Origin of the sequence: Bradyrhizobium nivariense, assembly GCF_029846695.2 — a bacterium.
Classification (GTDB): Bacteria; Pseudomonadota; Alphaproteobacteria; order Rhizobiales; family Xanthobacteraceae; genus Bradyrhizobium.
Genome location: NZ_JARWCR020000006.1, coordinates 102,656 through 123,944 on the forward strand (window position 1 = coordinate 102,656; position 21,289 = coordinate 123,944).

Below are 21,289 nucleotides of genomic sequence, written 5' to 3' on the forward strand. Positions count from 1 at the left end.
GGCCCATGAGCATGTCGACAATCGAACGTGTCATTCCCCTGGTCGGCCATCTGCCGCCGTCGATCCGCGAGGGGCTGGCGCGGCGCGTGCGCGAGCTCAGCGGTCTCGGCCTGATTGCATTGTCGGGCGTCGCCTCGGCGGCGCTGATGACCTGGTCGGTGCAGGATCCCAGCCTCAGCCACGCGACGTCGCGGCCGATCCGCAACATTCTCGGCTATGCCGGCGCGATCGGCGCCGACCTCGCGATGCAGATCCTCGGGCTCGGCGCGATCATGCTGGTCCTGACGATCGCGGTGTGGGGTTGGCGCATGCTGACCCATCGCCCGTTCGACCGCGAGGCGCTGCGGCTCGGCTCCTGGATTCTCTGCACGGTGATCGCGGCGGGCTTCGTCAGCTGCTGGCCGCATGGCGGCGCCTGGCCGCTGCCGACCGGCCTCGGCGGCGTGGTCGGCGACGCCCTGGTGCGTGCGCCCGCGGTGATTTTTGGACCGGCGGGCACGATCTATCGGATGGTGCTGGGCACGATCCTGTTCGCCGCGATGGCGGCGACTTTCCTGATCGCCTGCGGCCTCGGCGCGCGTGAGCATGACGACGAGCTCGCGGAGATCGAGGATGACGACAAGCCGCTCGATGAAGGCGAGGAGAGCGATCGCGGTTCAGTGTCGCTGGGCTGGCTGTTCCACGCTTTGATGAGCACGAAGGCACGGCTGATCTGGCTGCTCGGCGCTGCTTACCGCTCGTTGGTCTCGAGCGGACCGAAGACCAAGGCCGTTGCATTCAGCCGCCAGGAGCCGAAGCTCGGTGGCGGCCGCGCCGCGCCGTCGATCTCGCCGCAGTCGGAAGACGAGCACGACGAGGACGATCACGAAGAAGAGGACGACGAGGAGGAGGAGGAAGAGCCGGCCGCGCGCGCCCCGCGCAAGAAGGCTGCGCCGAAGGCCGCTTCCAAAAAATCCTCCGACAAGTTCGAGCTTCCCTCCGTGTCCGTGCTGGCCGCGCCCAAGGCCGGCGATCGCCAGCCGCTCAGCAAGACCGAGCTGGAAGCCAATTCGCGCGCGCTCGAAGGCGTGCTGCAAGACTTCGGCGTTCGCGGCGAGATCGTGAAGGCCAATCCGGGTCCCGTGGTCACGCTGTACGAGCTGGAGCCGGCGCCGGGTATCAAGTCGTCGCGGGTGATCGGCCTTGCCGACGACATCGCCCGTTCGATGAGTGCCCTGTCGGCGCGCGTCGCTGTCGTGCCCGGCCGCAATGCCATCGGCATCGAGCTGCCGAACGCCCATCGCGAAAAGGTCTATCTGCGCGAGCTGCTGGTCGCCAAGGAGACTATCGATTCGGTTGCGAAGCTGCCGCTCTGCCTCGGCAAGACCATCGGCGGTGACCCCGTCATCATCGACCTCGCACGCACGCCGCACATGCTGATCGCCGGTACCACCGGCTCCGGCAAGTCGGTCGCCATCAACACCATGATCCTCAGCCTGGTCTACCGGCTGCGCCCGGACCAGTGCCGGCTGATCATGGTCGATCCGAAGATGCTCGAACTCTCCGTCTATGACGGCATTCCCCATCTGCTCACGCCGGTCGTGACCGACCCGAAGAAGGCGGTGGTCGCGCTGAAATGGGCCGTGCGCGAGATGGAAGAGCGTTACAAGAACATGGCCAAGCTCGGTGTGCGCAACATCGACGGCTACAACACGCGCCTGCTCGAATTGAAGGCCAAGGGCGAAGAGCCGACGCGCACGGTGCACACCGGCTTCGACAAGGAGACCGGCAAGGCGATCTACGAGGAAGAGAAGCTCTCGCTCGACCCGCTGCCCTACATCGTCATCATCGTCGACGAAATGGCCGACCTGATGATGGTCGCCGGCAAGGACATCGAAGGCGCGGTGCAGCGCCTCGCGCAGATGGCGCGCGCCGCCGGCCTGCACGTGATCCTCGCGACGCAGCGTCCGTCGGTCGACGTCATCACCGGCACCATCAAGGCGAACTTCCCGACCCGCATCGCCTTCCAGGTCACGTCCAAGATCGACAGCCGCACCATTTTGGGCGAGATGGGCGCCGAGCAACTGCTCGGCCAGGGCGACATGCTCTACATGGCCGGCGGCGGCCGCATCAGCCGCGTGCACGGACCTTTTGCTTCCGACGAGGAGGTCGAGAAGGTGGTGCGCCACCTCAAGACGCAGGGACAGCCGGAATATCTCGAGGCGGTCACGGCGGAAGAGCCCACCGAGGACGAAGATGGCGCGGTGTTCGACGCTTCCGCCATGGGCGCGGATGGCGGCGGCGATCTGTTCTCGCAGGCCGTTGCGATCGTCAAACGCGACCGCAAGGCCTCGACCAGCTACATCCAGCGTCGCCTGCAAATCGGCTATAACCGCGCCGCATCGCTGATGGAGCGCATGGAACTGGAAGGCATCGTCGGACCCGCCAACCACGCCGGCAAGCGCGAGATTCTGGTCGAGGAAGAAGACAGCCATATGTGAGGCGAGCCGCCTCAAACCATCATTCCACGCAAAAACGTTATCTGCTTTTGGCCGAAATCACGCTAAAAGGGCGCCCAGCCACACAGGACGACGCGTTGATCAGACATCCGGACATTCGATTCGCTGCCACCATCGCTGCGCGAAGCGCGCGCATGGCCGGCGTGCTTCTCGTCACCGCCGCGATGGCGACCGCGACGTCGTTCGCGCAGACCGTTCCCGTGCCGAAGCCCGCGCCGAAGGGCCGCGATAGCGGTCCGGCGGGTGGAGGGCCCACGGTCACCGGCGCGACCCAGACGCCGCCGAACCCGGTGATTCCGGATCCGCGCCGCAACGTGCCGAGCAGCATCTTCCAGACCTTCGATGCCAACCAGAAGGCCCAAGCCGCCAAGGTCAGCGCCTACCTGTCGTCGTTGTCGACGCTGGTCGGGAATTTCGTCCAGGTCGGTCCCGACGGCAGCAAGACGCAGGGCGATTTCTACATCCAGAAGCCGGGCAAGGTCCGCTTCGAATATGATGCGCCGAGCCCGATCGACATCGTCGCCGACGGATCGTCGCTGGTGGTGCGCGACCGCAAGCTCGCGACGCAGGACGTCTATCCGCTGTCGCAGACGCCGCTGCGCTTCCTGCTGTCCGACCGCATCGACCTGATGAAGGACACCAACGTTGTCAACGTCTCGGCCGACGACGTCTTCGTCAGCGTCACCATCGAGGAGAAGCAGGCGCTGGTCGGCACCAGCCGCCTGATGCTGATGTTCGGCGCCAAGGACGGCCAGTTGAAGCAGTGGACCGTCACCGACCCGCAGGGCTACGACACCACGATCGCGGTCTACAATCTCGACACGAGCAAGAAGCTCGATCCCGGCATGTTCAAGATCGACTTTACGAATTACGGCCCGTCGCCGGGATAGGTGCCGTAGCAACCATTAAACGGCGGCAGTGTTTTGCGCCGCGCTTCGCGCAGCCGCAGAGCTAATCCATCCTACGAACTCTCGCTGTGGACAAGCATTTTCCCCACGCCGATCCATGCTAAGACGCATGCCTCATGCGTTTTTCCCTGACAACCTGGAACATCAATTCGGTGCGGCTGCGCATCGATCTGGTCGCGAAATTTCTCAAGAGCGCGCGACCGGACGTGCTGTGTCTCCAGGAGACCAAGTGCATCGACGACGCCTTTCCACTGAAGCGCTTCAAGCGGCTCGGCTACGAGCATGTCGCGCTGAACGGGCAGAAGGGCTATCACGGCGTCGCCATCGTCTCGAAGATTCCGTTCGAGGCAACGGACATCCGCACCTTCTGCGACAAGGTGGATTCACGCCATATCTCGGTCTCGTTCGGAGAGAAGGCTGGCATCGCCAAGCCGCTGGTGCTGCATAATTTCTACGTGCCGGCCGGCGGTGACATTCCCGATCCCGCGCTGAACGAGAAATTCGATCACAAGCTTCGCTTCCTCGACGAGATGAAGGCGTGCGAGCCACTGCATCCGCGCGGCGAGGATCGCCACATCCTGGTCGGCGATCTCAACGTCGCCCCGCACGAGAACGACGTGTGGTCGCACAAGCAGCTTCTGAAAGTGGTGTCGCATACGCCGATCGAGACCGAGAAGCTCAACGCGGCGCTGGCAGCCGGCGAGTGGGTCGACGTCGCGCGCGAGCGCATTCCGATGTCGGAAAAGGTCTACACGTGGTGGAGCTACCGCTCTGCCGACTGGACCGTCGGCGACCGCGGCCGCAGGCTCGACCACATCTGGGTCTCGCGCGCGCTGAAGGATGCGGTCAGTGATTTCATGATCTTGCGCGACGCGCGCAGCTGGGAGCGTCCGTCGGACCATGTGCCGGTGACGGTGACGCTCGAGGTGTAGTGCCAAACCACCGACCTCATCCTGAGGAGACCGCGAAGCGGTCGTCTCGAAGGATGGGCTACGGGTGAGAGCCGGGCCTGCATGGTTCGAGACGGCGCTCACGCGCCTCCTCACCATGAGGATCACCTACGACGTCAACTTCGCACCGGCCATCAGGATATCGCTCGCGATCTGGCTGGAGCGAACCGCGAATTCGTCGCGGAGGCGAACGGCGGCGGCAGGGTCGCTTTCGAGCACGCGCTGAAACAGGCTGCGCGCGACGCGGATGACGGAGGCGTGCTCCAGTGCGATCGCGCTCGACGGCCGCTTCATCGGCACCACAAGCGCGAGCTCGCCGATCAGCGCACCGGGGCCTGCGATCATCTCGGCTCCGGCGCCGTCGTCGACCCGGAAGGCGCCGCGCTGGACCACGAAGCCGGCATCGGCGGCGTCGCCGAGATTGAACAGGACGTCGCCGCGGACGAAGTCACGCTGCTCGGAGCCGATCGCCAGCATGCGCAACGAAGCGTCTCCCAACAGGCGAAGTGTCGGGACACGCTCGAGCAGCGCTACATCGTCGTCGATTGACATTCAGGTCCGGGGCTCAAGGGCACGCGATCTAAAACGATTCGCACGCCCCTGAAGCGTATCACGGCACCAGCTTGTAGCCACCGGCTTCCGTGACCAGGATCTCCGGGTTGGCGGCGTCCTTCTCGATCTTCTGGCGAAGGCGGTAGATGTGGGTTTCCAGCGTGTGGGTGGTGACGCCGGAATTATAGCCCCAGACCTCCTGGAGCAGGGTCTCGCGCGAGACCGGCATCTGGCCGGCCCGGTAGAGGAAGCGGAGGATGGCAGTTTCCTTCTCCGTGAGGCGGACCTTGCGCGCATTGGCGGCGGTCAGCATCTTGGAGCCGGGCCGGAAGGAGTAAGGACCGACCGAGAACACCGCGTCCTCGCTGGCCTCGTGCTGGCGGAGCTGGGCGCGGATGCGTGCCAACAGGACCGCGAAGCGGAAGGGTTTTGCGACATAGTCGTTGGCGCCGGATTCCAGCCCCAAAATCGTGTCGGAATCGGTGTCGTGCCCGGTGAGCATGATGATGGGAGCCTTGAACCCGCCCTTGCGTAAGGAACGGACCACTTCACGGCCATCCGTGTCGGGCAGGCCAACATCCATCAGGACGAGATCGGGGGCATTAGCCTTCGCGGCGCTCGCGCCCTTGGCGCCGGTATCGACGGCGGAGGCTTCAAATTCTTCGTGCAGCGACAATTGCTCCACCAACGTATCGCGCAGATCGGTATCGTCGTCCACGATCAGGATCTTGCGGGCATTGGCCATAGGGGGTCATCCTTTTGGGGTCCGGCACGGCGCGCATCCATGCTGCACCCAGCCGAGAGGGAAGTTTAGGGGTCGCTGTTATTATTGTTGTTCGTGTTGAAGTAGTGGGCTGTTACCGATTCACAAGCCAGAACCACTCTAACCCAGAATAGCAGGCCGTTTTGATGAATGTCCTGTAATGAATTCGACATCGCACGTTCATATGAAAAACAAAGCTGCTTCAGCTAGTTACACCATGAACCGAAGCGCCAGGCCGCTGTCGGCGATCCGCGTTAAGCCTGCTGCCGGGGATCCGCGCCGGGGCTGGCTGACCGCCGGAGCGCTGACGATTCCGGTGGCGCTCGGACGCGGTGGCATTCTGGCAAATAAACGCGAGGGCGATGGCGGCACCCCGAGGGGCAGCTTCCGTCCCAGGCGATTGTGGTGGCGGGGCGACCGGCACAGCCGCCCGCAGACCTTCTTGCCGGCCCGGATCATCACCGGCGAGGACGCCTGGTGCGAGGATCCCAAAGACCGTCATTACAACCAGGGCATCCGGCTCGGTCCGGAGCAGGGCGGTGACCGGCTCAAGCGGGCCGACCACCTCTATGACTTCATCATCGAAATCAACCACAACACGAGGCCGCGCATCGCCGGTCGCGGCAGCGCGGTGTTCTTGCATCTGGCCCGCGACAATTTCGGCCCGACCGCAGGCTGCGTCTCGATGACCAAAGCGGCGATGCGACAATTGCTGCGGCGGCTGGGACCAAAAACAAAAATCATCATCGGGTGAGAACACATGCTCGAAAGCGATCAGATTGCCACCGCATCGCGCGTCCTCGTTCAACATTGGCGTGACGGCACCAAGCTTGAAGCACTGGAGACAGGGTTGCGGCCACAGAGCCGCACCGAGGGTTACGCCGTGCAGGCTGCGCTCAGCGGAAAATTGGTCGGCTGGAAGATCGCGGCAACGAGCGAGTCCGGACAGAAGCACATCAACGTCGCGGGACCGCTGGCCGGTCGCATCATGAGCGACACGGTGATCGCCGACGGCGGCACGGCCTCGATGAAGGGCAACGCGATGTGCGTCGGCGAGCCTGAGTTCGCCTTCCGCATGGGGCGCGATCTGCCGCCGCGCGCGGCGCCGTACACTGTCGAGGAGGTGCTCGCCGCCGTCGATACCTTGCATCCCGCGATCGAGATTCCCGATTCGCGCTTTGCCGATTTCGCCAGCGCCGGCGAGGCGCAGCTCATCGCCGACAACGCCTGTGCGCATCTGTTCGTGCTGGGTGCGGCGACGACTGCGAGCTGGCGCGCCATGGATCTCGTCGAGGAGCGGCCGCAGATCACGCTGCGCGGCCAGCGCTATCTCGGCCACGGCAAGAACGTGCTCGGCGATCCCCGCATTGCCTTGGTCTGGCTGGCCAACGAGCTGCGTGGCCTCGGCCTCACCTTGCGGGCAGGGGAGGTGGTGACCACGGGCACGTGCCATCCGCCGCTGCCGATCCAGGCCGGCGATCATTTCGCGGTAGATTTCGGCGTGCTGGGGACCGTGTCGGTGGGGTTCGAATAGGCGCTACGCGCTCCGCCGTCGTCCCGGCGATAATTACCGGTGCCCGAAGATCGCACTCCCCACCCGAACGTGGGTGGCGCCGAGCATGATCGCGGTCGCAAAATCCGCGCTCATGCCCATCGAGAGCTTCTTCAATCCATTGCGCGCGGCGATCTTGGCGGTCAGCGCGAAATGCGCCGCCGGCGGCTCATCCACCGGCGGGATGCACATCAACCCCGAGATCGTCAGCCCGTAGGTGTCGCGGCAGCTCGCGATGAAGGCATCGGCCTCGCCGGGGGCAATGCCGGCCTTCTGCGGCTCCTCGCCGATGTTGATCTGGACGAACAATTCCGGGTGCTTGTCCTGGGATTCGATTTCCTTGGCTAACGCCTGGCAAATGCTCGGGCGGTCGACCGAATGGATGGCATCGAACAGCGCCACCGCCTCTTTCGCCTTGTTGGATTGCAGCGGCCCGATCAGATGCAGCGCGATATCGGAGTAAACAGAAATTAACGCAGGCCACTTGCCTTTGGCCTCCTGCACGCGATTCTCGCCGAATACGCGCTGTCCGGCGTCGATGACCGGGGTAATTGCATCTGCGGCGAAAGTTTTCGACACCGCGATCAGCGTCACGGAGGCACGTTCGCGCCGCGCGTCCTTGCAGGCGCGCGCGATTTCGGCTTCGACCGCGGCGAGCGCGTTTGGTGAATCGCCGGTTACCGGCGCGGCGTTGGCTTCAGTCATGATGTCGCATCGGCACTGGTTGTTGCGGAGCTAGTTCTAATTTTACCGAGTTCAAGAAAGAGTTTTTGAACCCTTCGCTTTACCTTAGCCCGTGGGGTGGGCAGCGAAGATGGCAAACGTCAGTTTCAACCGCAAACGAGCGAAACTCAAGCAGGTTCTCGGGATCCGGGCACGGCTTGCGTTGCTCGCGGTGATTCTGGTGGCGCCCTTGATGTTCGAGCGCATCCGTTCGCTCGAAGACACGCGCGCGCGGCAGATCGCGCAGGCCGCGGCTGAATTCACCACGGTCGCAAGGCACAGCGCCGATGCGCAGCGCGAGGTGATCTCGTCGGTCGAGACCATCCTGAAATCGGAAGCTTTCATCCGCGCCTCCGCCGGCGGCATCAGCAAGAGCTGCGACGTGCTGCGCGCGAGCCTGCCATCGAATCTTCCCTGGATCCGCACGCTTCTGATCGCCGGCCAGGACGGACGCATCCAGTGCGCCACCAACAACATGTATGTCGGCCTCGACCTCAGTGACCGGCCGTACTTCCAGCAGGCGCAGGAAACCGGCCGTTTCGTGCTGAGCGACTTCATCCTGTCGCGGCCGGTGCCGTCACCGACCGTGATGGCGGTTTACCCGGTATCCGCCTTCAGCGGCGTATCCGATGCCGTCGTGCTCGCCACCGTCAACCTCGACTGGATGTCGAAGGTCATGAGCAATCTGGGCGGCCGCGCCGGCATCACCGCCGTGCTGGTCGACAGCGCCGGCACCGTGCTGGCAGCGCCCGCCGACCAGCACAGCGCGATCGGCCGTCCGCTCGACAACATGCCGCTGATGTCGGCGATCGCCGACAAGGCGCTGCGGTCGGACCAGGACGAAGGCGCATTGTCGTTCCTCGCCGCCGACGGCTCCCGTCGCGCGGTCAGCTACATCCGCATCGCCGGCACCAATGCCCGCCTGATCGCCAGCATCGACGAGGACAAGGTGTCTGCGGCCGTGAGCCGCGACATCCGCACTGCTTATCTCCAGCTCGCTTTCGTCGTCCTGTTCGTCCTGCTCGGCGCGCTGATCGCCGCCGAGAAGCTGGTGATCAAGCCGATCGAGATGTTGGCCGACATGGCCAAGCGCCTTGGCGAGGGCGATCTGTCGGCGCGCGCTGCGCGCAATCGTCTGCCGGCCGAGTTCGTGCCGCTGGCCCGCGCGTTCAACGCGATGGCCGCGCAGCTGAGCCAGCGCGAGCGCGAGCTGATCGCGAGCAACGACCGCCTGACGGTGATGGCCTCGATCGACATGTTGTCTGGACTCGCCAACCGCCGTGGTTTCCAGAGCCGGCTCGACTTCGAATGGATGCGCGCGCAGCAATATGGCAGCGAGCTCGCGCTCCTGATGATCGACGTCGACCATTTCAAGCTGTTCAACGACACCTACGGTCATCTCGAAGGCGATTCCTGCCTGACCAGACTTGGCGAGGCGCTGTCCGGCATCGCCGCCGACACCATGGGCTTTGCGGCCCGCTATGGCGGCGAGGAATTCTGCCTGCTGCTGCCGAACACCGACGTAACGCACGCCACCGAGATCGGCGAACAGGTGCGCGCGGCCGTGCTGAAGCTGTGCCTGCCGCACATCACCTCCGCCCACATGATCGTCACCGTTTCGATCGGTGTTGCCGCGACGAAGCCCAACGAGAGCTTGCGTCCGGGCGACCTGATCGAAGCCGCCGACGCCGCGCTCTACGCCGCAAAACACCGCGGCCGCAACAATGTCGTCGAGCACGGCATCATGGTGATCGATAACGGCGCGGCGGAAATGATGATGGCGGGCTGAGGGCTAACCGGCAGCCCCGGCGCGATCGAGCTCGCGCTCCGTCACCACGCGATTGCGGCCACCGCCCTTGGCAAGATAGAGCGCGCCGTCGCAGCGCTCGATCAGGTCGCCGAGCGCCGTCGCCACAAACTCCTGCGCCGCGCCCATGAGGGCATACAGCCGCTCGGACGTCTCGAAGGCAACGGCCCCCCCTTGGGCGCGACGTCGAAGCTGGCGTCCGTCGCGAGTATTTGGGTCCCGGCCAGCCGCAACCTCGCATCGACCCCTTAATCACACCCCAACGGCGGCCTCAGTACTTCACCGGGGCAGTCCCCAAAGGCTCCCAAGTCGCGGCAACCCATTGACCCCTTGAGGACTTCTATGGCCTAGTCCGCCGTCTTTAGACGGCCAAATCCACGAAAACCCAACGATTCCATGACCTCCGAACGCTACAACGCCCGCGACGCCGAACCGCGCTGGCAAGCCGCCTGGGACCAACAGGCGATCTTCGTCTCCAAGAACGACGATTCGCGGCCGAAATACTATGTGCTGGAGATGTTCCCCTACCCGTCGGGGCGCATCCATATCGGCCATGTCCGCAATTACACGCTCGGCGACGTACTGGCCCGCTTCATGCGCGCCAAGGGTTTCAACGTGCTGCACCCGATGGGCTGGGACGCTTTCGGCCTGCCGGCCGAGAACGCCGCGATCGAGCGCAAGGTCGCGCCGAAGGCCTGGACCTACGACAACATCGCCGCGATGAAGAAGCAGCTCCGCTCGATCGGGCTGTCGCTGGACTGGTCACGCGAATTCGCGACCTGCGATCCCAGCTACTACAAGCACCAGCAGAAGATGTTCCTGGACATGCTCCGCGCAGGGCTGGCCGAGCGTGAGAAGCGCAAGCTCAATTGGGATCCGGTCGACATGACCGTGCTCGCCAACGAGCAGGTGATCGACGGCCGCGGCTGGCGCTCCGGCGCCGTTGTCGAACAACGGGAAATGAGCCAGTGGGTCTTCAAGATCACGAAGTACTCGCAGGAGCTGCTGTCTGCACTGGATGGGCTGGATCGCTGGCCCGACAAGGTGCGCCTCATGCAGCGCAACTGGATCGGCCGCTCCGAAGGCCTCCTGGTCCGCTTCGCGCTGGATCAGGCAACCACGCCCGCCGGCGAGAGCGAGCTGAAGATTTTCACGACGCGTCCCGACACTTTGTTCGGCGCGAAATTCATGGCGATCTCATCGGATCATCCGCTGGCGCAGGCAGCAGCCGCGAAGAACCCGAAGCTTGCGCAGTTCGTCGCCGACATCAAGAAGATCGGCACGGCGCAGGAGATCATCGACACCGCGGAGAAGCAGGGTTTTGACACCGGCATCCGTGCGGTTCATCCGTTCGACCCGTCCTGGAAGCTCCCGGTCTATGTCGCCAACTTCGTGTTGATGGAATACGGCACCGGCGCGATCTTCGGCTGCCCCGCGCACGACCAGCGCGACCTAGACTTCGTCAACAAATACAGCCTGGGCGTCACGCCGGTGGTGTGCCCCGAGGGCCAGGATCCGAAGAGCTTCATCATCACCGACACCGCCTATGACGGTGACGGCCGCATGATCAATTCGCGCTTCCTCGACGGCATGACCATCGATCAGGCCAAGGAGGAGGTGGCGAAGCGTCTCGAGACCGAACTGCGCGGCAACGCGCCGGTCGGCGAGCGTCAGGTCAATTTCCGCCTGCGCGACTGGGGCATCTCGCGCCAGCGCTATTGGGGCTGCCCGATCCCGGTGATCCACTGTCCGAAGTGCGATGTGGTGCCGGTGCCGGACGCCAACCTGCCGGTGACGCTGCCGGAGGACGCGACCTTCGACAAGCCGGGCAACGCACTCGATCATCACCCGACCTGGAAGCACGTCACCTGCCCGCAATGCGGAGGGAAAGCGCAGCGCGAAACCGACACCATGGACACCTTCGTGGATTCGTCCTGGTACTTTGCGCGCTTCACCGATCCCTGGAACGAGAACGCCCCGACGACGCCTGGGGTCGCCAACCGGATGTTGCCGGTCGACCAGTATATCGGCGGCGTCGAGCACGCGATCCTGCATCTGCTCTACAGCCGCTTCTTCACGCGCGCGATGAAGGCGACCGGGCACATCGCATTGGACGAGCCGTTCGCCGGCATGTTCACGCAGGGCATGGTGGTGCACGAGACCTATCAGAAGGCGGACGGCACCTATGTGCAGCCGGTCGAGGTCAAGGTCGAGACTGGCGCCAACGGCCGCCGCGCCACGCTCCTGACGTCAGGCGAAGACATCCAGATCGGCCCGATCGAGAAGATGTCGAAGTCGAAGAAGAACACGGTCGACCCCGACGACATCATCGAGACCTACGGCGCCGACGTCGCCCGCTGGTTCATGCTGTCGGACTCCCCGCCCGACCGCGACGTGATCTGGAGCGACGAGCGCGTCCAGGGCGCCTCGCGCTTCGTGCAGCGGCTGTGGCGGCTGGTGAACGACTCCCAGGAACTTTGCAAGGAACTCGGCAAGGCCGTGCCCGCAGCCCGGCCGGCCAGCTTCGGCCCGGACGCCACCGCTTTGCGCAAGGCCGCCCATGGCGCGCTGGACAAGGTCACCACCGGGATCGAGCGGCTGCACTTCAACGTCTGCCTCGCCCATATCCGCGAATTCGCCAATGCGTTTTCGGAGGTGCTCCAGCGCCCCGGCCAACCGGCCCCCGATGTGGCCTGGGCGATCCGGGAGGCCAGCCAGATCCTGGTCCAGCTGTTCTCCCCGATGATGCCGCACCTGGCCGAGGAGTGTTGGCAGGTTCTGGGCCATGACGGGCTGGTTTCCGAGGCCAATTGGCCCCAAATCGAACGCGATTTGCTGGTTGAAGACAGTGTGACCCTGGTGGTCCAGGTCAACGGCAAGAAGCGGGGTGAGGTCACAGTTGCAACAGCGGCCGAGAATCCGGAAATCGAGGCTGCCGTTTTGGCCCTCGATGCGGTAAAACTGGCTCTGGACGGCAAGCCCGTCCGCAAGGTGATTATCGTTCCCAAGAGGATCGTGAATGTTGTCGGCTAGGATCCGCATCGCAGCCCGCTTGCTGGCAGTCGCCGCACTGGCGGCCCTGACGGCCGGCTGCTTCCACCCGATGTATGCGGAGCACACCGACGGCACCCCCGGCCTGCGCGAGAAGCTGATGGGGGTCGATCTGCCCCCGATCGCCAAGGCCAATGCCTCGCGCGAGGCCCGCGTCGGCGTCGAGGTCCGCAACGCGCTGGCCTTCAAGCTCTATGGCACCGCCACCGGCATGCCGCCGACCCACCGCCTGGAGATCCGCTTCGCAAGCAGCAAGACGTCCCTGATCGTCGATCCCAATACCGGCCTGCCGAGCAGCGAAAACTACGGCCTCGACGCTCAGTACAATTTGATCGAGGTCGTCAGCGGGAAGTCGGTGATGACCGGCACGACGTTCTCCCGCGTGTCCTACGACATGCCCGGCTCCTATCAGCGTTTCAGCCGCAACCGCGCGATACGTGATGCCGAGGATCGTGCCGCCAACGAGATCGCCGAGAACATCACGACTCGCCTCGCCTCGTTCTTCACCGCGGGCACTTAATTCATCCCGTCATCCCGGGACGCCCGGAATGACGAACCTCAGGCAACATGGTCGCGCTGCGCGGAAAAGAGATCGACGCCTTTCTCGCCCGCCCCGATGCGGGCCGTCCGATCATCCTGCTCTATGGTCCTGACGCGGGCCTGGTCCGTGAACGCGCGGATGCGCTGATCGCCTCGGCTGTCGACGATCCCAACGATCCCTTCTCGCTGGTCAGGCTCGATGGCGACGAGCTCTCCGCCGCGCCGTCGCGCCTCGTCGACGAGGCCATGACGGTGCCGCTGTTCGGCGGCCGCCGCGCCATCCGCATCCGCGCCGGCTCGCGCAGCTTTGCCAGCGGCATCGACACGCTGGCGGAGATGGGCGTGAAGGATTGCCGCATCGTGATCGAGGCCGGCGAGCTGCGCCCGGAATCGCCACTGCGCAAGGCCTGCGAACGCGCCAAGACGGCCGTCGCGATCGGTTGCTATCCCGATACCGAGCGCGACCTGGCCAAGCTGATGGAAGATGAGCTCCGCATCGCCAATTTGCGCATTGCGCAGGACGCCCGCGCGGCGCTGATGTCGTTCCTCGGCGGCGACCGCCAGGCCTCCCGCAACGAGCTGCGCAAGCTCACGCTCTATGCCCATGGCAAAGGCGAGATCACGCTGGATGACGTGATGGCCGTCGTCGCCGATGCGTCGGAGCTCAAACTCGATCCGATCGTCGACGGCGCCTTCGCCGGCCGGCCCGAGATCGTCGAGAACGAGTTTGCCAAAGCGATGATCGCCGGCACCTATCCCGGCGTGATCATCTCTGCGGCGCAGCGTCAGGCGGCGTGGCTGCACAAATCGGCGCTCGCAATCGCAGACGGCACGCCCGCTTCCGCGGTGCTCGACGGCGGCTTTCCGCGCCTGCATTTTTCGCGAAAGCCCGCGGTCGAAACCGCGCTGCGCAATTTCAGCGTGGCGCGGCTCGCCGTCATCATCGAGCAGCTCGCGACCGCCGCGCTCGACACCCGCAAGCAATCCACCCTCGCCGCCGCCATCGCCCAGCGCACGTTGATGGCGATCGCCGCGAACGCGAAGCGGCGGGGCTGAGCTCAAGCCTTTCCAGCCGTCATTGCGAGGAGCTCTTGCGACGACGCAATCCAGAATCCCTCCGCGGAAAGATTCTGGATTGCTTCGCTTCGCTCGCAATGACGAGCGACAGTGCGTGCCCCCTCATCCTGAGGAGCGCGCTCTTGCGCGCGTCTCGAAGGATGAAGGCCCGGGCCCTCGCCCTTCGAGACGCCGCTCCGCGGCTCCTCAGGGTGAGGGTGAGAGAGCGAAAATAACGACTACAGCGCGCCCTTTGCGAGCCGCCGCATCACCTCGTCGAGCTGGTCGAGATTGCGGTAATTGATCTGCACAGAGCCGCCGGGGTCGCGGTGGCTCACCGTGACCTTGAGGCCGAGTGCGTCGCTGACGCGCTTCTCCAGGTCGACCGTGTCAGGATCCTTCTCCTTCGCCCCCGTGCGCGCCTTCTGCGGCTTGCGCTCCGGCACACCCTCTTCATGCGCCAGCGCCTCGGTCTGGCGGACGTTGAGGCCCTCCTCGACGATGCGCTTGGCGGCCGCGACCGGATCGGGCACGCCGATCAGCGCGCGCGCGTGACCGGCAGTCAGCTCGCCGCTCGTGATCAAGGCTTGCACCTCGTCGGGCAGCTTCGTCAGCCGCATCATGTTGGCGATGTGGCTGCGGCTCTTGCCGACGACTTTGGCAATGTCGTCCTGGCTGCGTTTGAACTCATTGGCGAGCGCGTGATAGCCCAGCGCCTCTTCCATCGGATTGAGGTCTTCGCGCTGCACGTTCTCGACGATCGCGAACTCAAGCGCATCGCTGTCGCTGATGTCGACCGGCACGATCGGCACTTCGTGCAGGCCGGCCATCTGCGAGGCACGCCAGCGCCGCTCGCCGGCGATGATCTCGAACCGATCCTGCGCACCCTTCACGGGGCGCACCACGATCGGCTGGATCACGCCGTGCTGCCTGATCGAATCGCTGAGCTCCCTGAGCTCGGTTTCCGAAAAGGCGCGGCGCGGGTTGCGCGGATTGGGCTTGATGAACTCGATCGGCACCTTGCGCTGCGCGCGCGGGCGGTCGACATGCTGAGCCTCGCCGCCGACGTCACCGATCAGACTCGCAAGACCCCGGCCCAGTCGCGAACGCGCTTCGTCGGCCATCGCCAGCTCCCTTGGATTCACGGTGCAGCACTCCAGAACTGAATTCTCGAAACTTGTAGGATGGGTAGAGCGAAGCGAAACCCATCGCTGTTCGTGCGCGTGATGATGGGTTTCGCTGCGCTCTACCCATCCTACGAATCAATACCCATCCTACGAATCAATGTCGCTTCAATGCGTCGTCCGCAGCTCGCGCTCGCGCTGGATCACTTCGGTAGCCAGCCGCAAGTACGCTTCGCTGCCGACGCATTTGAGATCGTACACCAGCACCGGCTTGCCGTAGGACGGCGCCTCCGAGATGCGCACGTTGCGCGGGATCATGGTTTTGTAGACCTTCTCGCCCATGAACTGCCGGACGTCGGCAACGACCTGGTTCGAGAGATTGTTGCGCGAGTCGAACATGGTCAGCACGATGCCGTGGATCGACAGGTTCGGGTTGAGCGTCGAGCGCACCTGCTCCACCGTCTGGAGCAATTGCGACAGACCTTCGAGCGCGAAGAACTCGCACTGGAGCGGCACCAGGATCGCGTCGGAAGCCGCCATCGCGTTCACAGTGATCAAGTTGAGCGAGGGCGGACAGTCGATCAGCACGTAGGTGTAGTCGGCGTCGGGCGAGACGTTGTTGTTGAGCGCGCTGATCGCGTCACGCAGCTTGTACGCACGACCGGGCGTGGTGCCGAGCTCGAGCTCGAGGCCGGAGAGATCCATGGTCGAGGGCGCGATATGTAGCCGCGGCACTGCAGTCGACACCACCGCTTCTCGCAGGCTCGCCTCGCCCACCAGAACGTCATAGGTCGAGCAGGAGCGGTTGCGGCGATCGATACCGAGGCCGGTCGAGGCGTTGCCCTGCGGATCGAGATCGACGATCAGGACACGCTCGCCGATCGCGGCGAGCGCCGTGCCGAGATTGATCGCCGTGGTAGTTTTTCCCACGCCGCCCTTCTGATTCGCCAGCGCCAGGATGCGCGGATGGCCCTGCGGGACGGCAGCGGTCTTTTCTTGCTGCGGTTCGTCAATCACGCTCATCGCAAATTCCCCACTCGACGACCCCTGAACGCCTCACCCGCGCCGTTCGGCGGAAGCCAGCTCGACGATCCAACCGTTACCGGTCCGGCTTTGGTGGAGCTGCGGCTGAATATTCCAATATTTAGTGGCTTCGGTCAATTCAGACTCTACATCTTGACCCTTGAGAAACAACGCCTTTGCGCCTTGGCGCATCAGCGGCTCCGCAAAGCCGATGAGTTGGTGTAGCGGAGCCAGCGCACGCGCGGTGACGCAATCGACCGGGCCGGTGATTCTATCCACATTATCCCCGATCTCAGCGAGATGTACGACCCCCGGAGATGTGGTGACGCGGATGGCTTCGCGCAGGAAGGCCGCCTTCTTGGCGATTCGCTCGACCAGATGAACGCTCGCCCCGACCGTCCCGGCCATGGCGCAGGCAAGGACGATTCCGGGAAAGCCGCCACCGCTGCCGAGGTCGGCCCAGCGTTTGGCCGCCGGCGCGAGAGCAACGAGCTGAAGCGAATCAGCGATATGCCGGGTCCAGAGATGCGGCAACGTCGAGGGCGCGACGAGGTTGGTCTTGGCTTGCCATTCCCGGAGCAGTGCGATGTAGCGATCGAGCCGGGCTTCCGTTTCATGTGAAACGGGCGCGAGCTTGAGCGCCGCGATCTTGTCGGCGGCGATGACGGAGTCCAGCGATCGATCGTTGGCGCTGGCCTTGTCGATCTTCGGCCTGATCGGCGTCGGTTCGGAGCGACGACCGGCGCCCTCACCCGCCGAGGGTTTTCCTGATGACGATCTGCCGCCGCCCGGCCCGCGCTGTTTCACGTGAAACGCCTATGCGATTGCTTTGGAAGTCTTCCGCGCCTCGCGCCGGAGATAGGCCGCGAGGATGCCCAGCGCCGCCGGCGTCATGCCATCGATCCGGCCGGCCTGGCCGACAGTGAACGGCCGCGCCTTCTCCAACTTGGCCCTCACCTCATTGGAGAGACCGGGGACCTGCTGGTAATCGACCTCCGACAGCACCATCCCCTCGTCCCGCCTGAAGGCTTCGACGTCGGCGCTCTGGCGCCCCAGATAGACATCGTACTTCGCGTCGATCTCGAGATGGGTGGCAGTGACAGCGTCGATAGCGGACAGCTCCGGCCAGATCGCACGGATCTGGCTCCAGCCGATGTCCGGATACGCCATCAGCTCGAAGGCCGACCGCCGCTGGCCGTCCCGATTCAGGGACAGCCCGTGCTTGATCGCCTCGTTCGGGGTGATCGTCAGCGACTTCGAGAGAGCTCGAGCCGCATTCAGGGCGTCCATCTTGGCCCGATGATGCAGCGTGCGGGCGCTCCCAACGCATCCCAAGGCGAGACCCTTCTCGGTCAGACGCTGATCCGCATTGTCCGCCCGCAGCGTCAGCCGGTATTCGGCCCTGGAGGTGAACATCCGATAGGGTTCGCTGATGCCGCGGGTGACGAGGTCGTCGATCATCACCCCGAGATAGCCATCCGCCCGGTCGAACACCGTCAGCGCGGCGCCGCTCGCGGCCAGTGCCGCGTTCAGCCCGGCCACGATGCCCTGGCCAGCAGCTTCCTCGTATCCGGTCGTGCCGTTGATCTGCCCGGCTAGGAATAAACCGCGAAGTCGCTTGGTCTGGAGGGTCGGATCCAGCTCCCGGGGATCGATGTGGTCGTATTCGATGGCATAGCCCGGCCGGACCATCTTCACCCGCTCCAGGCCGGGAATGGTTGCGAGGATGGCGAGCTGGACCTCCTCCGGCAGCGAGGTCGAAATACCGTTGGGATAGACGGTGCTATCGTCGAGCCCTTCCGGCTCCAGGAAGATCTGGTGACCGTCTCGGTCGCCGAAGCGAACGATCTTGTCTTCGATCGAGGGGCAATAGCGCGGTCCGGAGCTCTTGATCTGGCCGGAGTACATCGGGGAGCGATGGACGTTGGCCCGGATCACCTCGTGGGTCGCGGACGTTGTCCGGGTGATCCCGCACTGGATCTGCGGCGTCGTGATCCGCTCGGTCATTACCGAAAACGGCTCCGGAGGCTCGTCCCCCGGCTGCATCTCGACGGCCGACCAGTCGATCGTGGTCCCGTCCAGACGCGGCGGAGTCCCCGTCTTGAGCCGTCCAAGGGTGAATCCGGCCCGCTCGAAGGAGGACGAAAGGCCCATCGCAGGAGCCTCGCCAACCCGGCCGGCCGGCCAGTTCTTCTCTCCAAGATGGATCAGGCCGCGGAGGAAGGTGCCGGTAGTGACGACGACGGCTCCTGCCCGAAGTTCGCGGCCATCTGCCAGGCGCAGGCCGGTCACCCGCCCCTCGACCATGATCAGCTCGTCCGCCTCACCCTCGACAAGGGAAAGACCCTCGGTCTCACGGATCGCCGCCTGCATCGCGGCGGCATAGAGCTTCCGGTCGGCCTGCGCGCGCGGACCACGGACCGCCGGGCCCTTACGGCGATTAAGAACGCGAAACTGGATGCCGCCGGCATCGCCGACGCGGCCCATCAGACCATCGAGCGCATCGACTTCACGAACCAGGTGACCCTTGCCGAGACCACCAATGGCGGGATTGCAGGACATCGCGCCGATCGTGGAGAAACGGTGCGTCACCAGAGCGGTCGCTGCGCCCATTCGGGCAGAGGCAGCCGCGGCCTCACAGCCGGCATGGCCGCCGCCAATCACGATGACGTCGAAGCTCTCTCGCTCTGGTCGCATGGCGGACTTCTAGCTCAGAGGCGGGGAAGCCGAAAGTGGAAACTGGGTGAGGCAATTGTTTCACGTGAAACGGGACTCCGTTTCGGCAAGGCAATTTTCGCGAAAACAACCCCATGCACAGTAGAATGGCCCGTGAAAGGATTACTGTTTTTAGGAGACAAAAACTGCTTTCGTGGAGGGAAAGGACGTTGGACCGGAGGCCGTAGCAACTGAATACCGGCCCCCCGATCGGAACGCGATGTCCGCGGCATACTCCCGTCATTGCGAGAGCAATCCAGGATGGTTCTGCGAAGACAGACTGGATTGCTCTTGCAATGACCTTCAGTGAGCGCGCATCCCCAAACCGCTACCCCATTTGCACCGAGGTCAATCGCGGCGCGCACCCTGCTCAGAGTGTTTCACGTGAAACGGCAAGAAGTGGAACAAAGCCTAGTTCTACAATCAAGAATTAGCGCTACTTTCCGATACAGAATTTTTGGAAAATGGCCCCCAGGACGTCCTCGACGTCCACCCGGCCCAACAGCCGGCCCAAGGCATAGGCGGCAGCACGCAGCTCTTCGGCGGCAAGCTCCTCGCCCTCTTCTACAAGCTCCAGACTCCGGTGCAAGCTGTCCGATGCTCGGCGCAGCAGGTCCCGCTGGCGGGCCCGGGTCACCAATGCGCCCTCGGTGGTTCCGAAGAAGTCGGCAGCGAACTTCACCAGGGCATCGACCAGCTCGGGAATGCCGTCCCCCTGGCTCGCCGAGATCCCGAACTCGCCAAGCGGCCCGGCGTCCTCGACACTGCTGAGATCGATCTTGTTGCGCACGATCCAGACCGAACCGCCGGAGGGGCTGCTCCCGTTGCCGGACTTCCCCAGCGACCGCACCGCGTCCGGATCGACTGCGCGCCCGCCCTCCACCAGCCACAACACGAGGTCGGCATCTTCGGCTCGTGCTCGCGCCCGGCGTACACCCTCCTGCTCGACCGGATCATCGGTCTCGCGAATGCCGGCGGTGTCGATCACCGTGACGGGATAGCCGTCGAGATCGAGCTGCACCTCGATCACGTCGCGCGTCGTGCCGGCATGCGGCGAGACGATCGCGACGTCGCGGCGCGCGAGCTGGTTGATCAGCGTCGACTTGCCGACATTCGGCTCGCCCGCGATCGCAACCACCAGGCCGTCGCGCAGACGTTCAGCCTGTCCCTGTGCCGCAAGGACTTCTGCGATTTCGCCGTGCAGCGTACTGATCGCCTTGACCGCAGGCGCCCTCAACTCGGCGGGCACATCGCCCTCGTCGGAGAAATCGATGCCGGCCTCGATCAAGGCCGAGGCCTCGATGATGCGCTCGCGCCAGTCGCGCGCGCGATTGCCCAGCAGGCCCTGCAACTGTCGTAGCGCCTGGCGGCGCTGGCGGTCAGTGTCGGCATGAATGAGATCGTCGAGGCCCTCCGCCTCGGTGAGATCGAGCTTGCCGTTCTCGAAGGCGCGCCGCGTGAATTCGCCGGGCTCGGCGGCCCGCATATTCGGAATTACGGAAATAGCGGCGAAAAGCGCAGCCAGCACCGCGCGGCCGCCATGGACGTGGAATTCGGCGACGTCCTCGCCGGTCGCGCTGGCCGGCCCCGGAAACCACAGCACCACCGCATCGTCGATCGGCTGGCCCGCGCCGTCACGAAGCAGCCGGCGGCTGGCCTGCCTCGGTGCCGTCAGCTTGCCCGCCAGCGTCGTCAGCGCCAGGCTGGCGCCTGGCCCGGAGACGCGCACCACCGCGAGCGCGCTCGGCGGACGGCCGGACGACAGCGCAAAGATGGTGTGGTCTCGCGGATGCATGGCCTATTTGTCCGGCTGAGGGGGAAAAAGGCAAACGTCCGTTTCGGCCGGCCGGATTGCGTGGTTTTGCTGCAGCAATTCCCGCAGCAAAGACCCCATATCGCAATGCAGTATATCCGCAGCAGTTTGCTGCAAAAATCACTCGCCACCGATTGAGAAACCGCTCCAAAAGTCAACTATTCCGAAATTATATCAATAACTTAAAGAACTTCGGTCCAAGCTGCAAAAACCC

17 protein-coding genes and 1 pseudogene are annotated in these 21,289 nt (G+C 64.5%); 9 read left to right on the forward strand and 9 right to left on the reverse strand.

The annotated features are described in order from the left end of the window. Window positions 1–5 precede the first annotated feature (5 nt). The 3 genes from QCM77_RS07585 to xth all read left to right on the forward strand — a co-directional run bounded on the left by QCM77_RS07585 (window position 6) and on the right by xth (window position 4,338). The gene (locus tag QCM77_RS07585; protein WP_279682679.1) at window positions 6–2,480 is read left to right on the forward strand and encodes a DNA translocase FtsK; all 2,475 of its coding nucleotides are present in this window, start codon (window positions 6–8) and stop codon (window positions 2,478–2,480) included. Between the two features lie 152 nt (window positions 2,481–2,632). Then, complete coding sequence (locus tag QCM77_RS07590; RefSeq protein ID WP_279660309.1) at window positions 2,633–3,388, forward strand: outer membrane lipoprotein carrier protein LolA; 756 nt, start codon at window positions 2,633–2,635, stop codon at window positions 3,386–3,388. A gap of 134 nt (window positions 3,389–3,522) precedes the next feature. After that, on the forward strand, window positions 3,523–4,338 hold the full coding sequence (xth, locus tag QCM77_RS07595) for an exodeoxyribonuclease III (RefSeq protein ID WP_279682681.1): 816 nt from the start codon (window positions 3,523–3,525) through the stop codon (window positions 4,336–4,338). A 126-nt stretch (window positions 4,339–4,464) separates the two neighbouring features. Here the strand turns inward: xth and QCM77_RS07600 are convergent, their stop codons facing one another. Both QCM77_RS07600 and QCM77_RS07605 read right to left on the reverse strand, forming a co-directional pair. Next, window positions 4,465–4,908 carry a cyclic nucleotide-binding domain-containing protein gene (locus QCM77_RS07600; RefSeq protein WP_279660200.1) on the reverse strand — a complete coding sequence of 148 codons (444 nt, stop codon included), beginning with the start codon at window positions 4,906–4,908 and terminating at the stop codon, window positions 4,465–4,467. Between the two features lie 58 nt (window positions 4,909–4,966). Further along, window positions 4,967–5,653 (reverse strand): response regulator transcription factor, encoded by a 687-nt coding sequence (locus tag QCM77_RS07605; RefSeq protein ID WP_007598630.1) that lies wholly within the window; start codon window positions 5,651–5,653, stop codon window positions 4,967–4,969. A 202-nt stretch (window positions 5,654–5,855) separates the two neighbouring features. Between QCM77_RS07605 and QCM77_RS07610 the strand changes: the two genes are divergently transcribed. Together QCM77_RS07610 and QCM77_RS07615 are read left to right on the forward strand one after the other, a co-directional pair. Beyond that, window positions 5,856–6,425 carry a L,D-transpeptidase family protein gene (locus QCM77_RS07610; protein ID WP_462804301.1) on the forward strand — a complete coding sequence of 190 codons (570 nt, stop codon included), beginning with the start codon at window positions 5,856–5,858 and terminating at the stop codon, window positions 6,423–6,425. A gap of 6 nt (window positions 6,426–6,431) precedes the next feature. After that, window positions 6,432–7,205, forward strand: coding sequence for a 2-keto-4-pentenoate hydratase (locus tag QCM77_RS07615; protein ID WP_279682685.1), 774 nt, complete (start codon window positions 6,432–6,434; stop codon window positions 7,203–7,205). A gap of 33 nt (window positions 7,206–7,238) precedes the next feature. On the opposite strand, the gene QCM77_RS07620 is transcribed toward QCM77_RS07615, so the two are convergent. After that, complete coding sequence (locus tag QCM77_RS07620) at window positions 7,239–7,928, reverse strand: YggS family pyridoxal phosphate-dependent enzyme (RefSeq protein WP_279660197.1); 690 nt, start codon at window positions 7,926–7,928, stop codon at window positions 7,239–7,241. Between the two features lie 109 nt (window positions 7,929–8,037). Between QCM77_RS07620 and QCM77_RS07625 the strand changes: the two genes are divergently transcribed. Beyond that, complete coding sequence (locus QCM77_RS07625) at window positions 8,038–9,735, forward strand: diguanylate cyclase domain-containing protein (protein ID WP_279660196.1); 1,698 nt, start codon at window positions 8,038–8,040, stop codon at window positions 9,733–9,735. A 3-nt stretch (window positions 9,736–9,738) separates the two neighbouring features. Here QCM77_RS07625 and QCM77_RS07630 read toward each other — a convergent pair. Beyond that, window positions 9,739–9,846: pseudogene (locus QCM77_RS07630) on the reverse strand (GGDEF domain-containing protein); the annotation flags it as partial. 303 nt (window positions 9,847–10,149) lie between these two features. Between QCM77_RS07630 and leuS the strand changes: the two are divergent. The 3 genes from leuS to holA are packed head-to-tail and all read left to right on the forward strand — an operon-like array spanning window position 10,150 to window position 14,400. After that, window positions 10,150–12,786: a leucine--tRNA ligase gene (gene leuS / locus QCM77_RS07635; RefSeq protein WP_279660194.1), complete on the forward strand. Its 2,637-nt coding sequence runs from the start codon at window positions 10,150–10,152 to the stop codon at window positions 12,784–12,786. After that, complete coding sequence (gene lptE / locus QCM77_RS07640) at window positions 12,773–13,324, forward strand: LPS assembly lipoprotein LptE (protein ID WP_279660193.1); 552 nt, start codon at window positions 12,773–12,775, stop codon at window positions 13,322–13,324. Before leuS ends, lptE begins: the two co-directional genes overlap by 14 nt. Window positions 13,325–13,371: 47 nt before the next feature. After that, window positions 13,372–14,400 carry a DNA polymerase III subunit delta gene (holA, locus tag QCM77_RS07645; protein ID WP_279660192.1) on the forward strand — a complete coding sequence of 343 codons (1,029 nt, stop codon included), beginning with the start codon at window positions 13,372–13,374 and terminating at the stop codon, window positions 14,398–14,400. A 239-nt stretch (window positions 14,401–14,639) separates the two neighbouring features. Here the strand turns inward: holA and QCM77_RS07650 are convergent, their stop codons facing one another. The 5 genes from QCM77_RS07650 to mnmE form a co-directional block, all read right to left on the reverse strand. Then, window positions 14,640–15,524: a ParB/RepB/Spo0J family partition protein gene (locus QCM77_RS07650; protein ID WP_279682689.1), complete on the reverse strand. Its 885-nt coding sequence runs from the start codon at window positions 15,522–15,524 to the stop codon at window positions 14,640–14,642. Window positions 15,525–15,692: 168 nt separating this feature from the next. Then, window positions 15,693–16,547: a ParA family protein gene (locus tag QCM77_RS07655; protein ID WP_279682690.1), complete on the reverse strand. Its 855-nt coding sequence runs from the start codon at window positions 16,545–16,547 to the stop codon at window positions 15,693–15,695. Between the two features lie 33 nt (window positions 16,548–16,580). Further along, window positions 16,581–17,264: a 16S rRNA (guanine(527)-N(7))-methyltransferase RsmG gene (gene rsmG / locus QCM77_RS07660; protein WP_462676300.1), complete on the reverse strand. Its 684-nt coding sequence runs from the start codon at window positions 17,262–17,264 to the stop codon at window positions 16,581–16,583. 99 nt (window positions 17,265–17,363) lie between these two features. Beyond that, a complete protein-coding gene (mnmG, locus tag QCM77_RS07665; RefSeq protein ID WP_279682692.1) occupies window positions 17,364–19,244 on the reverse strand; it encodes a tRNA uridine-5-carboxymethylaminomethyl(34) synthesis enzyme MnmG in 1,881 nt (626 codons plus the stop codon). 454 nt (window positions 19,245–19,698) lie between these two features. After that, window positions 19,699–21,057: a tRNA uridine-5-carboxymethylaminomethyl(34) synthesis GTPase MnmE gene (gene mnmE / locus QCM77_RS07670; protein WP_279682694.1), complete on the reverse strand. Its 1,359-nt coding sequence runs from the start codon at window positions 21,055–21,057 to the stop codon at window positions 19,699–19,701. Window positions 21,058–21,289 lie beyond the last annotated feature (232 nt).